Source organism: Streptomyces sp. NPDC030021, assembly GCF_055574035.1.
Window position 1 is genome coordinate 16,840 of the sequence record NZ_JBVIAH010000005.1, and the last position, 14,614, is coordinate 31,453.

General features: G+C 70.5%; 12 protein-coding genes. 9 read left to right on the plus strand and 3 right to left on the minus strand.

Annotated elements, in window-relative coordinates:
• Nucleotides 1-50: 50 nt before the first annotated feature.
• Nucleotides 51-2,021: an ATP-dependent DNA helicase gene (locus tag ACZ4YL_RS11480; protein ID WP_468115673.1), complete on the plus strand. Its 1,971-nt coding sequence runs from the start codon at nt 51-53 to the stop codon at nt 2,019-2,021.
• Between the two features lie 151 nt (nt 2,022-2,172).
• Here the strand turns inward: ACZ4YL_RS11480 and lexA are convergent, their stop codons facing one another.
• Nucleotides 2,173-2,967: a transcriptional repressor LexA gene (gene lexA / locus ACZ4YL_RS11485; protein ID WP_030713361.1), complete on the minus strand. Its 795-nt coding sequence runs from the start codon at nt 2,965-2,967 to the stop codon at nt 2,173-2,175.
• Between the two features lie 468 nt (nt 2,968-3,435).
• Between lexA and nrdR the strand changes: the two genes are divergently transcribed.
• The gene (gene nrdR / locus ACZ4YL_RS11490; protein ID WP_468115675.1) at nt 3,436-3,948 is read left to right on the plus strand and encodes a transcriptional regulator NrdR; all 513 of its coding nucleotides are present in this window, start codon (nt 3,436-3,438) and stop codon (nt 3,946-3,948) included.
• 144 nt (nt 3,949-4,092) lie between these two features.
• A complete protein-coding gene (locus ACZ4YL_RS11495; RefSeq protein ID WP_468115677.1) occupies nt 4,093-6,981 on the plus strand; it encodes a vitamin B12-dependent ribonucleotide reductase in 2,889 nt (962 codons plus the stop codon).
• A gap of 121 nt (nt 6,982-7,102) precedes the next feature.
• Here ACZ4YL_RS11495 and ACZ4YL_RS11500 read toward each other — a convergent pair whose 3' ends face one another.
• Nucleotides 7,103-7,456 carry a MerR family transcriptional regulator gene (locus ACZ4YL_RS11500; protein ID WP_468115679.1) on the minus strand — a complete coding sequence of 118 codons (354 nt, stop codon included), beginning with the start codon at nt 7,454-7,456 and terminating at the stop codon, nt 7,103-7,105.
• Between the two features lie 102 nt (nt 7,457-7,558).
• On the opposite strand from ACZ4YL_RS11500, the gene ACZ4YL_RS11505 reads away from it, so the two are divergent.
• Nucleotides 7,559-8,344 (plus strand): amidohydrolase family protein, encoded by a 786-nt coding sequence (locus ACZ4YL_RS11505; protein WP_468115681.1) that lies wholly within the window; start codon nt 7,559-7,561, stop codon nt 8,342-8,344.
• A gap of 13 nt (nt 8,345-8,357) precedes the next feature.
• Here ACZ4YL_RS11505 and ACZ4YL_RS11510 read toward each other — a convergent pair whose 3' ends face one another.
• Nucleotides 8,358-9,317, minus strand: a complete 960-nt coding sequence (locus ACZ4YL_RS11510; RefSeq protein ID WP_468115683.1) for a DUF1152 domain-containing protein — start codon at nt 9,315-9,317, stop codon at nt 8,358-8,360.
• A gap of 95 nt (nt 9,318-9,412) precedes the next feature.
• Here ACZ4YL_RS11510 and ACZ4YL_RS11515 point away from each other — a divergent pair, with 95 nt between their 5' ends.
• From ACZ4YL_RS11515 to ACZ4YL_RS11535, 5 genes are all read left to right on the plus strand, one after another.
• Nucleotides 9,413-10,252 carry an arylamine N-acetyltransferase family protein gene (locus ACZ4YL_RS11515; RefSeq protein ID WP_468115685.1) on the plus strand — a complete coding sequence of 280 codons (840 nt, stop codon included), beginning with the start codon at nt 9,413-9,415 and terminating at the stop codon, nt 10,250-10,252.
• A 32-nt stretch (nt 10,253-10,284) separates the two neighbouring features.
• Entirely contained in the window at nt 10,285-10,890 is a 606-nt protein-coding gene (locus tag ACZ4YL_RS11520) for a YdbC family protein (RefSeq protein WP_030008846.1), read from the plus strand.
• A gap of 74 nt (nt 10,891-10,964) precedes the next feature.
• Nucleotides 10,965-11,624, plus strand: a complete 660-nt coding sequence (locus tag ACZ4YL_RS11525; protein ID WP_468115687.1) for a histidine phosphatase family protein — start codon at nt 10,965-10,967, stop codon at nt 11,622-11,624.
• An 11-nt stretch (nt 11,625-11,635) separates the two neighbouring features.
• Entirely contained in the window at nt 11,636-12,553 is a 918-nt protein-coding gene (locus ACZ4YL_RS11530) for an ADP-ribosylglycohydrolase family protein (protein WP_382545050.1), read from the plus strand.
• A gap of 257 nt (nt 12,554-12,810) precedes the next feature.
• The gene (locus tag ACZ4YL_RS11535) at nt 12,811-14,508 is read left to right on the plus strand and encodes a DUF4153 domain-containing protein (RefSeq protein ID WP_468115689.1); all 1,698 of its coding nucleotides are present in this window, start codon (nt 12,811-12,813) and stop codon (nt 14,506-14,508) included.
• The last annotated feature ends 106 nt before the right edge of the window (nt 14,509-14,614 follow it).

Sequence of the window (14,614 nt, forward strand, 5' to 3'; positions counted from 1 at the left end):
GCTCGCCGGTGCGCTCGCTGTCAGTGCGGCCCCGTAGGCTTGGCAGTGCTATGACGAAGCCCTCCCTCCCCGACCTGCTGCACGCCGCCGTCTCCGCCGTCGGCGGCACGGAGCGCCCCGGCCAGGTGGCCATGGCCGAAGCCGTCGCCGAAGCGATCGACGACAACTCCCACCGGCTGATCCAGGCCGGTACCGGTACCGGTAAGTCCCTCGGCTACCTGGTTCCGGCCCTCGCGCACGGCGAGCGTGTGGTCGTCGCCACGGCGACCCTCGCCCTCCAGCGGCAGCTCGTCGAACGCGATCTGCCACGGACGGTGGAGGCACTGCACCCGCAGCTGCGTCGGCGCCCTCAGTTCGCCATGCTCAAGGGCCGGTCCAACTACCTGTGCCTGCACCGCCTGCACGAGGGCGCTCCACAGGACGAGGAGGACGGCCTCTTCGACCAGTTCGAGGCGGCCGCGCCCACCAGCAAGCTCGGCCAGGACCTGCTGCGCATGCGCGACTGGGCCGACGAGACCGAGACCGGCGACCGCGACGACCTGACCCCGGGTGTTTCGGACAAGGCCTGGTCGCAGATCTCCGTCTCCTCCCGCGAGTGCCTGGGCGCGACGAAGTGCGCGTACGGCGCCGAGTGCTTCGCGGAGGCCGCCCGGGAGCGGGCCAAGCTCGCGGACGTGGTCGTCACCAACCACGCCCTGCTCGCCATCGACGCCATCGAAGGCGCCCCCGTGCTGCCGCAGCACGAGGTGCTGATCGTGGACGAGGCCCACGAGCTGGTCTCCCGGGTGACCGGGGTCGCCACCGGCGAGCTCACCCCGGGCCAGGTCAACCGGGCCGTGAAGCGTGCCGCCAAGCTGGTCGACGAGAAGACCGCGGACTCCCTGCAGACCGCCTCCGAAACCTTCGAGCGGGTCATGGAGCTGGCGCTCCCGGGCCGCCTGGAGCAGATCCCCGAGGACCTCGGCTACGCCCTGATGTCCCTGCGGGACTCCGCGCGCAATGTGATCTCGGCGATCGGCGCGACCCGGGACAAGTCCGTCCAGGACGAGGACGCGGTGCGCAAGCAGGCGCTGGCCGCGGTGGAGAGCATCCACGGGGTGGCGGAGCGGATCACCAACGGCTCCGAGTACGACGTGGTCTGGTACGAGCGCCACGACCGCTTCGGCGCCACCCTCAGGGTCGCGCCCCTGTCGGTGTCCGGCCTGCTGCGCGAGAAGCTGTTCGAGGACCGTTCCGTGGTTCTGACCTCCGCCACCCTCAAGCTGGGCGGCGACTTCAACGGGGTCGCAGCCTCCCTTGGCCTGTCCCCCGAGGGGGTCGAGGGCGACGACGTACCCGTCTGGCGCGGCCTCGACGTCGGCTCGCCCTTCGACTACCCCAAGCAGGGCATTCTTTACGTCGCCAAGCACCTGGCCACGCCGGGCCGCGAGGGGACCCGCGGCGACATGATGGACGAGCTTGCCGAGCTGATCGAGGCGGCCGGCGGCCGCACTCTCGGTCTCTTCTCCTCCATGCGCGGCGCCAAGGCGGCCGCCGAAGAGCTGCGCGGCCGGCTCGGCAATCCGATCCTGCTCCAGGGCGAGGAAACCCTCGGCGAGCTGATCAAGTCCTTCGCCGCCGACCCGAAGACCTGCCTGTTCGGGACGCTGTCGCTCTGGCAGGGCGTGGACGTGCCCGGTCCCAGCTGCCAGCTCGTGGTCATGGACCGGATCCCCTTCCCGCGCCCCGACGACCCGCTGATGAGCGCCCGCCAGAAGTCGGTCGAGGAGCACGGCGGCAACGGCTTCATGGCCGTGGCGGCCACCCATGCCGCACTGCTGATGGCGCAGGGCGCGGGCCGTCTCGTACGGGCCTCGGGCGACCGGGGGGTCGTCGCGGTCCTGGACCCCCGGCTGGCGACGGCCCGGTACGGGAGCTTCCTGCGGGCCACGCTGCCGGACTTCTGGTACACCACGGACCCCAATCAGGTCCGCCGCTCGCTCGCCGCGATCGACGCTGCCGCTCACGCTGACGGCAAGTAGTTCTCGGGAGCACGAGCGGCGCCCATAGATTGGGCAACCCAAGCGGCGAGGAACCACATCCGCGAGAGCGGCAGCGGTCTAGCCGCAAAGGACAGAACAACCCCCGGAACCGGCGCAGTGGGTCCCGGGGGCTGTATGGGGGCGGCGGGGGTCAGACCCGACGCAGTACCGCGACGACCTTGCCGAGGATCGTCGCCTCGTCACCGGGGATCGGCTGGTAGGCGGCGTTGTGCGGGAGGAGCCAGACGTGGCCGTCCTCGCGCTTGAAGCGCTTGACCGTGGCCTCGCCGTCGAGCATCGCGGCGACGATGTCACCGTTCTCCGCGACGGGCTGGCGACGGACCGTGACCCAGTCGCCGTCACAGATGGCGGCCTCGATCATCGAGTCGCCGACGACCTTGAGCACGAAGAGCTCGCCGTCGCCGACCAGCTGGCGGGGGAGCGGGAAGACGTCCTCGACCGACTCCTCGGCGAGGATCGGGCCGCCGGCCGCGATCCGGCCGACCAGGGGAACGTAGGAGGCCGCGGGCTTGCCGGTGGTGTCCGTGGGCTGCGAGCTCGGCTGGTCGGAGCCGCGCACCTCGTAGGCCCGGGGGCGGTGCGGGTCACGGCGCAGGAAGCCCTTGCGCTCCAGGGCCATCAGCTGGTGTGCGACCGACGAGGTGCTGGACAGGCCGACCGCCTGGCCGATCTCCCGCATCGACGGCGGGTAACCCCGTCGCTGCACGGAGTCGCGAATGACCTCGATGACCCTCCGCTGCCGGTCCGTGAGCCCGGAGCTGTCGGCGCGGATGCCTGGAGGTCGACCTGGCAGCGAGCGTGCGGGGCGTACTACGGGTTCCGCATCCGGATTCAGGTTTGCGTCGTTCATGGCATGCACCGGCTCGAGTCGGCTCTGGGAGCGGTTCTGGGCAGTGATGGCGGCACTGTCTGCGGTGGTGGTCACGTCGGCCCCTCTCGAAATGTTCTCCCTAGCTGGACAACGGTAGTAGCTTTCGAAAGGTTGCGCCAAACACACGTTCGAGTGAAAAATCGCAGATCGCTCTGTGTGGACATATCAAGGGGTGTATGGACGATCGGTTCGCCGAACGAGGGTTCGGCTGGCATCCGCCGCTTACGGTACCCTTCCCGGTCGGATCGCCGCCTTTAGGGTCTGCGCCCAGTGTGGCACCGGGAGGCCCCGTGTCCGCCCATCGGACGCCGCGACACGCGGAGCCGCGTAAATCCGCCACAACCCAAGATCTAGTGGTTGGATGAGCGCTGCCACCCAGAGGTTGTGGTCCTCGGGTCTTCCGGGGGCCCCGTCATCGCATATGCTGGTGGCTGCTTCACGAGCCCCCGACGGAGTCCGCCTCCGTCGTTCAGGGGCTCCGTGGGGTGATTCGGTCGTGCCAAAAGGGAGGGTGAGGGAACCATGCACTGCCCCTTCTGCAGGCACCCCGACAGTCGCGTCGTCGACAGTCGCACCACGGACGACGGCACGTCGATCCGCAGGCGCCGTCAGTGCCCCGACTGCTCCCGTCGATTCACGACGGTGGAGACGGCCTCGCTGATGGTGATCAAGCGCAGCGGAGTGACGGAACCCTTCAGTCGTACCAAGGTCATCTCCGGCGTGCGCAAGGCGTGCCAGGGACGTCCGGTCACCGAGGACGCCCTCGCCAAGCTCGGCCAGCGGGTCGAGGAGGCGCTGCGCGCCACCGGGAGTGCCGAGCTGACCACCCACGACGTGGGTCTGGCCATACTCGGCCCGTTGCAGGAGCTCGACCTGGTCGCGTACCTGCGCTTCGCCTCCGTTTACAAAGCTTTCGACACCCTTGAAGACTTCGAGACCGCCATCGCGGAACTCCGCGTGCCGCGGTCTCATCCTGAAGAGTGCGAGCGCGGTGGGACCGCCCAGGTCCCCGTGCCCGCCTCCGCCGCCGACTGACCGGACCACCCGTGCCGGGGCGCTCACGCGTCGTGACACGGCCGGTCGGCCAGGCGAAGAGACGTAGATACAAGACACAGCACCGTGCCGCGGAATATCGATGGCACTTTAGGGCGTTTTTGCCCGCATATGGGAGGAAGCGGCATGACAGAGACGGCGAGCGGCTCGGCACGTGGTTCCCGCGCCAAGGGGACCAAGGCTGCCAAGGGCGGCCTGCGTATCGAGCGCATCCACACCACCCCGGGCGTGCACCCCTACGACGAGGTGAGCTGGGAGCGCCGTGACGTCGTCATGACCAACTGGCGCGACGGCTCGGTCAACTTCGAGCAGCGTGGTGTCGAGTTCCCCGACTTCTGGTCGGTGAACGCGGTCAACATCGTCACCAGCAAGTACTTCCGCGGCGCGGTCGGCACCCCGCAGCGAGAGACCGGTCTGAAGCAGCTGATCGACCGGATCGTGAAGACGTACACGAAGGCCGGCGAGGACTTCGACTACTTCTCCTCGCCCGCCGACGCGGAGATCTTCGAGCACGAGCTGACCTACGCCCTCATTCACCAGATCTTCAGCTTCAACTCCCCGGTGTGGTTCAACGTCGGTACGCCCCAGCCGCAGCAGGTCTCCGCCTGCTTCATCCTGGCCGTCGACGACTCCATGGAGTCGATCCTCGACTGGTACAAGGAAGAGGGCATGATCTTCAAGGGCGGCTCCGGCGCCGGCCTGAACCTCTCCCGCATCCGCTCCTCCAAGGAGCTCCTCTCCTCCGGCGGCAACGCCTCCGGCCCGGTCTCCTTCATGCGCGGCGCCGACGCGTCCGCAGGAACGATCAAGTCGGGCGGCGCCACCCGCCGCGCGGCCAAGATGGTCGTCCTGGACGTGGACCACCCGGACGTCGAGGCCTTCATCGAGACCAAGGTGAAGGAGGAGGAGAAGATCCGCGCCCTGCGCGACGCGGGCTTCGACATGGACCTGGGCGGCGACGACATCACGTCCGTCCAGTACCAGAACGCCAACAACTCCGTCCGCGTGAACGACGAGTTCATGACGGCCGTCGAGAACGGCACCGAGTTCGGCCTGCGTGCCCGTATGACCGGTGAGGTCATCGAGAAGGTCGACGCCAAGGCGCTCTTCCGCAAGCTCGCCGAGGCCGCGTGGGCCTGTGCCGACCCGGGCATCCAGTACGACGGTGTGATCAACAACTGGCACACCTGCCCCGAGTCCGGCCGCATCACCGCGTCCAACCCGTGCAGCGAGTACATGCACCTGGACAACACGTCCTGCAACCTCGCCTCGCTCAACCTGATGAAGTTCCTGAACGACGACGGCAAGGGCGACCAGTCCTTCGACGCCGAGCGCTTCGCCAAGGTCGTCGAGCTCGTCATCACCGCGATGGACATCTCCATCTGCTTCGCGGACTTCCCGACGCAGAAGATCGGTGACAACACCCGCGCCTTCCGCCAGCTGGGCATCGGCTACGCCAACCTCGGCGCCCTGCTGATGGCCACCGGCCACGCGTACGACTCCGACGGCGGTCGCACCCTCGCCGCGTCGATCACCTCGCTGATGACCGGTACCGCGTACAAGCGCTCCGCCGAGCTGGCCGCCATCGTCGGCCCGTACGACGGCTACGCCCGTAACGCCGAGTCCCACAAGCGCGTCATGAAGCAGCACGCCGACGCCAACGCCGTGGCGCCGCGCACCGAGGACCTGGACAACAGCATCTGGGCCGCGGCCACCGAGGCCTGGCAGGACGTCCTGCGCCTCGGCGAGAAGAACGGCTTCCGCAACTCCCAGGCATCCGTCCTCGCGCCGACCGGCACCATCGGTCTCGCGATGTCCTGCGACACCACCGGTGTCGAGCCGGACCTGGCCCTGGTCAAGTTCAAGAAGCTCGTCGGCGGCGGCTCGATGCAGATCGTCAACGGCACCGTCCCGCAGGCCCTGCGTCGCCTGGGTTACCAGGAGGAGCAGATCGAGGCGATCGTCTCCCACATCGCCGAGCACGGTGTGGTCGTCGACGCCCCGGGCCTGAAGACCGAGCACTACTCGGTGTTCGACTGCGCCATGGGCGAGCGCTCCATCTCCGCGATGGGCCACGTCCGCATGATGGCCGCGATCCAGCCCTGGATCTCCGGCGCGATCTCGAAGACGGTCAACATGCCGGAGACGGCGACCGTCGAGGAGATCGAGGAGATCTACTTCGAGGCGTGGAAGATGGGCGTCAAGGCGCTCGCGATCTACCGCGACAACTGCAAGGTCGGCCAGCCCCTCTCCGCCAAGAAGAAGGAGGCTGAGAAGGAAGAGGTCACCGTCAAGACGGAGGAGACCATCCGCGCCGCCGTCGAGAAGGTCATCGAGTACCGTCCCGTCCGCAAGCGCCTCCCCAAGGGCCGCCCGGGCATCACCACCTCCTTCACGGTCGGTGGCGCCGAGGGCTACATGACGGCCAACTCCTACCCGGACGACGGCCTGGGCGAGGTCTTCCTGAAGATGTCCAAGCAGGGCTCGACCCTCGCGGGCATGATGGACGCCTTCTCGATCGCCGTCTCGGTCGGCCTGCAGTACGGCGTTCCGCTGGAGACCTACGTCTCGAAGTTCACGAACATGCGCTTCGAGCCGGCCGGCATGACGGACGACCCGGACGTGCGGATGGCGCAGTCGATCGTCGACTACATCTTCCGCCGCCTGGCGCTGGACTTCCTGCCCTTCGAGACCCGCTCGGCCCTCGGCATCCACACCGCCGAGGAGCGCCAGCGTCACCTGGACACCGGCTCCTACGAGCCGCTCGACGACGAGCTGGACACCGAGTCCCTGACGCAGGCGACGCCGCTGGCCGCGGTCCCGTCGGCTCCGAAGCCGGTCGCGGCCGTCCCCGTCCCGGCTCCGAAGACGGCGCACAGCAACGCCGAACTGGTCGAGATGCAGCTCGGCGTCTCCGCCGACGCCCCGCTCTGCTTCTCCTGCGGTACGAAGATGCAGCGCGCCGGCTCCTGCTACATCTGCGAGGGCTGCGGCTCGACGAGCGGCTGCAGCTGATCATGACGCCCTGCGGGGCGTGAGGTAGCTGTTCAGGTGGGGTGTTCGCGGTGACGCGGACACCCCATCGTGCGTTTCACCGACGCCGCGGTTGCACCGGGTGCAACGTGCGGCCGTGCCGCTACTCGGAGCGTTCGGCTGCCGCGATGGCCTGCCGCAGAGTCCGGCGGGCCTGCGCCAACTCCTCCGCGCGCCGGTCGAGGTGGGTGAGCTGTGCGCGCAGCTTGTCCAGCACTCCCGGGCACGGGCGCAGCGAGCCGTCCGCGAGGGCGCAGGGCAGCACCTGCCGGATCAGGCTGGTGGACAGCCCGGCCGCCAGCAGGGCGCGGATCTGACCGACCGTCCGCTCGGCGGCATCGTCGTAGTCGCGGTATCCGTTGGCCCGACGGGTCGAGGCGAGAAGGCCGACGCGTTCGTAGTACCGGAGCAGACGCTCGCTCGTCCCGGTCCGTTTGGCCAGCCGGCCGATCAGCATTGCTTCTCCCCGGAGCTTGACCTTGCCATCGTGTCAACCTTGAACGATGGGACCCGGCGGCAGCATTCCGCCGCCCACACCGGTCCTGACCAGGAGAATCCGTTGATCATCGATGCGCACAGCCATGTACACGACCCCGTGCACCGTCACATCGCCCTGCTGGACGAGGCAGGAGTGGACCGCGCGGTGCTCTTCAGTACCCGTCCGCATCCCGAGCGGGCCACCGATCTGGCTTCCTTCCGGCGCGAGATGAGTGTGCTGGACGAGACGGTCGGCGGACGTGCCGGCGGCCCGGACGGCCACCGGGCCGCGGGGGAGGAACTCGCGGCGGCGTGTGCGGCGTACCCCGATCGCTTCATCGGCTTCGGCAAGGTCCGACTGGATCAGCCGGCCGAGCAGATCGAGGCGGCTGTCGAACGGGAGGTCACCGGCCGGGGTTTCCGGGGTATCGGTGAGCTGACCCCGCCGCCGGGGCGGGCGGATCGGATCGAGCCGGTTCTGCGAGCGGCCGCCGACCACGGCGGGTTGCCGGTGGTCGTGCACGGGTTCGCGCCGACCACGGCGGGAGACCTGGCCACTCTGGCCGGACTCGCGCGCAAACACCCGTCCGTCCCCCTGGTGATCAGCCAACTCGGCGGGCCGAACTGGCTGACGGCCATCGAGCTGGCCCGGGAGACCCCGAACCTGTACCTGGAACTGTCGACGGCCGGCGTCATCTTCGCGGTGCGCCTGGCGATCGACGAGGTGCCCGACCGCACCTTGTTCGGCTCGGACGCGCCGTACGGCGATCCGTTCCTCGCTCGTGCCACCGTCGAACGCGTCACCAGGCCGGGCACGGTGCGCGATCGCGTTCTGGGTGGCACCCTCGCGGAACTGCTCGGTCTTTGACCACCGGCACGGTTCAGTGGGGGATACGGCGGGACGGGCGGGTGACCAGCTCCTCGCGGAACTCGGCGATCCGGGAATGGACCTGGCGCATCAGGTGCGTGTCCTCGATGCGGTCCAGGTAGAGGCAGCGCGCGGCGAGCCCCGGCAGGTCGAAGGCGAAGCACAGTGACATCAGCGGGTTCACGAAGAGCTCGCTGCCCCGTGTGCGGCTGGTGAACTGCACGTCGCCGAAGGAACCCCGGACGGCCGCGGCGATCGAGCCGCTCACGATGCTGGGCCGGTCCGGGGTCTGCTCCTGGGCATGGGCCACCGCGTCCAGGAAGAGAGCGCCCTCCCTCGTGGCGCGCGGTATGGAGAACGCGCCGAGGTAGGCGCCCGCGCGCTCCAGGGCCGCGATGTTCTCCAGCACCAGGCCGTGACTCACCCCGTGGTACGCGTCCACTCCGAAGCCCACCGACACGACGAGGCGCTCGGGTACGTCCTCCAGAGCGGCGAGTGCCGCGACGCTGGTGAGGTCCTCCTCGGGGGTGCCGAGGCCCGCTTCGTCGCCCCGCATCAGGATGTCCGTGCCGCCGTCGACCAGGACGATCGCGTCGATGCGGTGGAGGTCGACGAGCTCGCGGTAGGCGGCGCGCAACGGCTGCACGCCGGTCTGGGGGAAGGCGTACACGGTGGCCGGGTAGCCGTGTGCCTGCAGCCACTGGGCCAGGGTCCGCTCGGGGAAATAGGACAGGTGGGGCGCCGAGTCAGGGGTGACGGCGGCCAGGTCGGGAGCCACCCACGCCTCGGTGGGCAGTCCGGCGAGCGCACTGAAGGAGAGGTTGGCCAGGTGGACCCGCTTGCCCTGGTGCATGAGGGAAAGGGCCACGGGGAGGCCGGCGTAGATGTCGAAGCCGCCGCCCGCCCCGGTGACCAGGATGTTTTCTGCATCGGCGAGGCGGTCGAAAAGCGGGTTGGAGTGCAGGGCCGTCATGGTGATCATTGTGCGGGGCGCGTGTGACAGCGCGCCTGCGGATTTCACGGCAGTGCGGTGGCCGACGAGGCGGGGGAACGGGGAGATGGTCAGTCATGTGGAGCGGTGACGAGCTGGACCTGGACGCGTATCTGGACCGGATCGGATATCAGGGAGACCGAGGGCCGTCCGGGGAACTCCGGCCGGACCTCCGCACGTTGTACGCAGTGCACCGCGCCCATACCGCCGCCATCACCTTCGAGAGCCTGGACGTCCTGCTCGGCCGCCCCGTCGCGCTGGACCTCAAGTCGATCGAGGACAAACTCGTGCACGGCCGCCGCGGCGGCTACTGCTACGAGCAGAACTCGCTGCTGGCCGCCGCCCTGGAGCGGATCGGCTTCGAGGTCTCCGGGCGCGGTGCCCGCAACCGCACCCGCGGGGACTCCGTCCTCGCGGTGACGCACGCCGTCCTCGTCGTCACCGTCGAGGGTGAACCGCGGCTGTGCGACGCCGGGTTCGGGTTCCAGGGGCCCCGGGAGCCGGTGCCGCTGGGACGGCCGGGCACCGAGGTGCAGCAGGGCGAGTGGACGTACCGCGTCCGCGAGGAGGAGGACGGCGTCCTCGTGCTGTGCCTGCTGCGCGGCGACACCTGGCGGGACCTGTACGCCTTCTCCCCGCAGCGCTACCACCCCGTCGACTACGTCGTTCTCAACCACTACAGCTCCAGCCACCCCACCTCCTCCTTCGTCGGGCGGCTGATCGTCCAGCACCCGGGCAACGGCGTCCGCCAGGCGCTCGTCGGGCGGGAACTCACCCGGCTGCACCCCGACGGCCGGGCCGAGCAGGAGATCGTCGGCCGGGACGGGCTGCTCGCCGTGCTCGACCGGGAGTTCGGGCTTCGGCTGCCCGATCGGGACGCGGCGGAACTGGTGCGGATCCACCGCGCCGAGGACTGACCGGGGCCGCGCCTGGCCCGTACGATGGCGCAGTGCTGGTCAAGTGGATTCGCTGCACGGTGACGGACCGACGCGGGTTCGAGCGCGGGCAGCGAAAATGGGCGGGGCTGCCGGGTGAGCCGGGATTCCGGGGGCAGGGCGGCGGCTGGAGCCGGGGCCGGCAGGGGGTCGCGCATGTCTTCGCGTTCTGGGAGAGCCGGTCCTTCTACGACTCCTTCATGGCCCGCTCGCACGACCGGCTGGCCGCCTCCCAGAACGGCACCTACACCGATCTGCGGGTCACCCTCTTCGACCACCGCTTCGACGTGAAGACCGGCTTCGAGCCGCGCTTCACCGATGCCGACGTCGTACGGGTCGCGCACACGCGGGTCCGGGAGGGCCGGGTCGACCACTTCGCCCTCATGCAGGAGAAGGTGTGGAACCCGGCGATGGCGGGCTCGCCCGGGATGGTCCGCGGCCTCTTCGGGGAGGCCCCGGGCCGGGAGTTCCTGGTGCTCTCGATGTGGCACGCCGCCGCCGAGCACGGCAAGTACCGGCAGGAGCGGGTCGAGCGGCTCTCCCTGCGCGCCCAGATCCAGGCCGATGTCGAGGCCCTCACCGGCGATGTCGTCGACCTCGAACCCTCCTGGACGGTATGACCGTACGACGACCGCCGGGGACCGGTCGGCGTGCCCGGTCGGCGGGCCGCCCGGTCGCCGAATAGGCTCGTGGAATGGTTCGACCACGGCGCATCGTCCTTGTCCGGCATGGGGAATCGGAGGGGAACGCCGACGACTCCGTGTACGAGCGGGAGCCCGACCACGCCCTGCGGCTGACTCCCACCGGGCGCGAGCAGGCGTCGGCGGCAGGCGTCCGGCTGCGCGAGCTCTTCGGCACCGGGACGATCAGCGCGTACGTCTCCCCGTACCGCCGCACCCTGCAGACCTTCCGGGAGCTCCGGCTGGACCCGACGCGGGTGCGGATGCGCGAGGAGCCGCGCCTGCGCGAGCAGGACTGGGGGAACTGGCAGGACCAGAACGACGTACGGCTGCAGAAGGCGTACCGGGACGCGTACGGCCACTTCTTCTACCGGTTCGCCCAGGGCGAGTCGGGGGCCGATGTGTACGACAGGGTCGGGTCCTTCCTGGAAAGTCTCTACCGCAGCTTCGAGGCCCCCGACCATCCCGAGAACGTGCTGCTGGTGACGCACGGCCTGACGATGCGGCTGTTCTGCATGCGCTGGTTCCACTGGTCCGTGGCCGAATTCGAGGCCCTGTCCAATCCGGGCAACGGCGAATTCCGGGTGCTCCTGCTCGGCCCGGACGGCCGGTACCGGTTGGACCGCCCGTTTGAGCGGTGGACCACACCCGAGCCTTATGACCTGGACGGCTAGAGTGGCCCGCGATGACGCCTGATTCCACTCCCGAACGGCGCTACGCGCGCGCCATGGCCAGCCTCCGAGGGCTGGCGCTGGGTGACGCCCTGGGCTCCCAGTACTTCGTCCCCGTGAACTACCCGCTGCTCAAACGGCGCGAGCTGCCCACCGGCGCCGAGGCCTGGCAGTGGACCGACGACACCGAGATGGCCTGCTCGGTGGTGGCAGTGCTGGCCGAGCACGGGCGGATCGACCAGGACGCGCTCGCGAGTTCCTTCGCCCACCACCACGACTTCGACCGTGGTTACGGGCCTGCGGTGAACCGGATGCTGCGTCTGGTGCGGGAGGGGCAGGACTGGCGCACGCTGGCCGCCGAACTGTTCAACGGGCAGGGCTCGTGGGGCAACGGCGCCGCGATGCGCATCGCGCCGCTCGGGGCCTGGTACGCCGACGACCCGGAGCAGGCCACCCACCAGGCGGAGATCTCCGCCTACACCACCCACCAGCACCGCGAGGCCGTGTGCGGGGCGATGGCCGTCGCCGCGGCGGCGGCACTGGCCGCGGGCACCGACGGCCCGCCGAAGGCCTCCGACCTCCTGGACGGGGTGATCGCACTGGTGCCGCGCAGCGCGGTGGGCGCGGGGCTGCGGCGCGCGCGGGACATGCTGGACTACGGCGACGCCACCACGGTCGCGGCGGTCCTGGGCTGCGGACGGCGTACGAGCGCGCACGACACCGTGCCGTTCGCCCTGTGGTCGGCGGCGCGGGCGCTGGACGACTACGAGCGGGCGTTCTGGACCACCGCGCAGGTGGGCGGGGACGTCGACACGACCTGCGCGATCGTCGGCGGGGTGCTCGGCGCGCGCGGTGACGCCGTGCTGCCGGCCACCTGGCTGGCGCGTACCGAGGCACTGCCGGCCTGGCTGCCCGAGGTCGCGGCGGGCTGACGCCCGTGGACCGACCCGACGGGACGCCGGGAGCCGGTGCGGGTCGGTGCGAATCGGCGCCTCAGGCGTGTGCGGAGCGTTCGAGGCGTCCGGCGCCTCGGGCGCGTCCGGCGCGCGGTGAAATATCCCCCTCCGATTGTCACGGTCCTGCCACAGCACTCTTTTGATCCTGTTCAAAACTGCATCGCACCGGCCTACCCTGTCCGCATCGCCGCCCCCACCTGAACTCCGGGGCGGCCGACAGGGGAGGGAACCCGATGTCAGAGAACACCGGCGGGGCGGACGAAGCCCGGACCGACGACGCGGTCAACGCAGAGGCCGCGGCCGGGGATTCGCCCGCGAGGCCGGATCCGGCCGGCAACAGACACACCGGCGCGGCCGGCCCGCCGCCGGGGGTGCAGGCCGGTCCTCAGCCGGGGGCGTGGGCCGGCGCAGCGCCCGGGAAACCGTGGCAGGTGCAGCAACACCCGGCCGCGCCCACCTGGGCCACACTGGTGCGCCCCGCCGAGGCCGCCCCCATCCGGACCGCGACCCTCGTCGCCGTCCTCGCCTCCGGTCTCGCCACCGCGCTGCTGCTCGGCGACGGCATGGGCCCCGGCCTGCTGCTGGCGGTGGTACCCGCCGTCGTCGCGGCGTACTTCGCCGCCCGCGCGGCCCGCCGCAGCGCCCGCCCGTGGACCGTGGCCTGGGTGATCGGCTGTCTGGCCCTGCTCGCCGTACCGGCCCTGCGCGACTCCGCCTGGCCGGCCACACTGGCGATCCTGTCCGCCGTCCTGCTGGGCGCGCTGGCCCTGCACGGCAGCCGCACCTGGCCGGGCGTCCTGCTCAGCCCGCTCGGCTTCCTCGACGCCGTCGTGTCCGGGATCGCCTGGCTGCTGACCGGGCTGCGCTCACGTGGCGGGGTCAGCAAGGACCGCTGGCTGCCCGTTGCCAAGGCGGCCGGTGTGGCCGTCGTCCTGCTGCTGCTCTTCGGCGCGCTGTTCGCCTCCGCCGACGCGGCCTTCGCCGATCTGCTGGGTGACCTGCTGCCCGACGTGTCGGTCGAGGACGGGCCCATCCGGTTCATGCTCTTCCTCCTCGGCGCCGTCCTCGCGCTCGCCGCGGCCCGCACCGCCGCTGCCCCGCTGCGCTGGGACCGGATCAGGGTGGCTCCGGGCAAGGCGCGCTCCCGCATCGAATGGGCCCTTCCGCTCATCCTGCTCAACCTGCTCTTCGCCGGCTTCAACGCCGTCCAGCTGGCCGTCCTGTTCGGCGGCTACGACAAGGTCCTGCAGAGCATCACCTACGCCGAATACGCCCGCCAGGGCTTCTGGCAGCTGCTCTGGGCCACCCTGCTCACCCTCGCCGTGATCGCGCTCGCCCTGCGCTGGGCCCCGCGCTCCGGAGCGGGCGACCGGCGCTTCGTCCGGGTCGTCCTCGGCGTGCTGTGCGCGCTGACGCTCGTCGTCGTCGCCGCCGCGCTGCGCCGGATGGACCTCTATGTGGCGGCGTACGGGCTCACCAGGCTGCGTGTGTCGGTGGCCGCGATGGAGCTGTGGCTCGGGCTGGTCATCGTGCTGATCATGGCGGCCGGGCTGTTCGGCGGACGCTGGCTGGCGCGCGCCTTCGCGGCCAGCGCGGCCGCGGCCGTCCTGGCCTTCGGCCTGCTCTCCCCGGACGGGATGGTCGCCGAGCGGAACGTGGCCCGCTTCGAGGCGGACAAGAAGATCGACCTCTCCTACTTCCAGTCCCTGTCTGCGGACGCCGTTCCCGCCCTGGACCGGCTGCCCGAGCCGCAGCGGTCCTGCGCCCTGCGCGGGATCAACGACGAGATGGCCAAGGCCGGGGACGTCCCCTGGTACGCGATGAGCCTGGGTGAGTACCAGGCCCGGCAGATCCTGCGCGAGCGTCCGGTGACCGCCTCGTACGAGGTCTGCTCGCACCTGGGCGTCTTCGGCAGCCGCGTCGAGTACTAAGCCCTACGGGAGGTTCCGGGGAGGACACGTACGGGGCCGGGGGGGGGGGGGGGGGGGGGGGGGGGGGGGGGGGGGGGGGGGGGGGGGGGGGGGGGGGAGGTGGGGA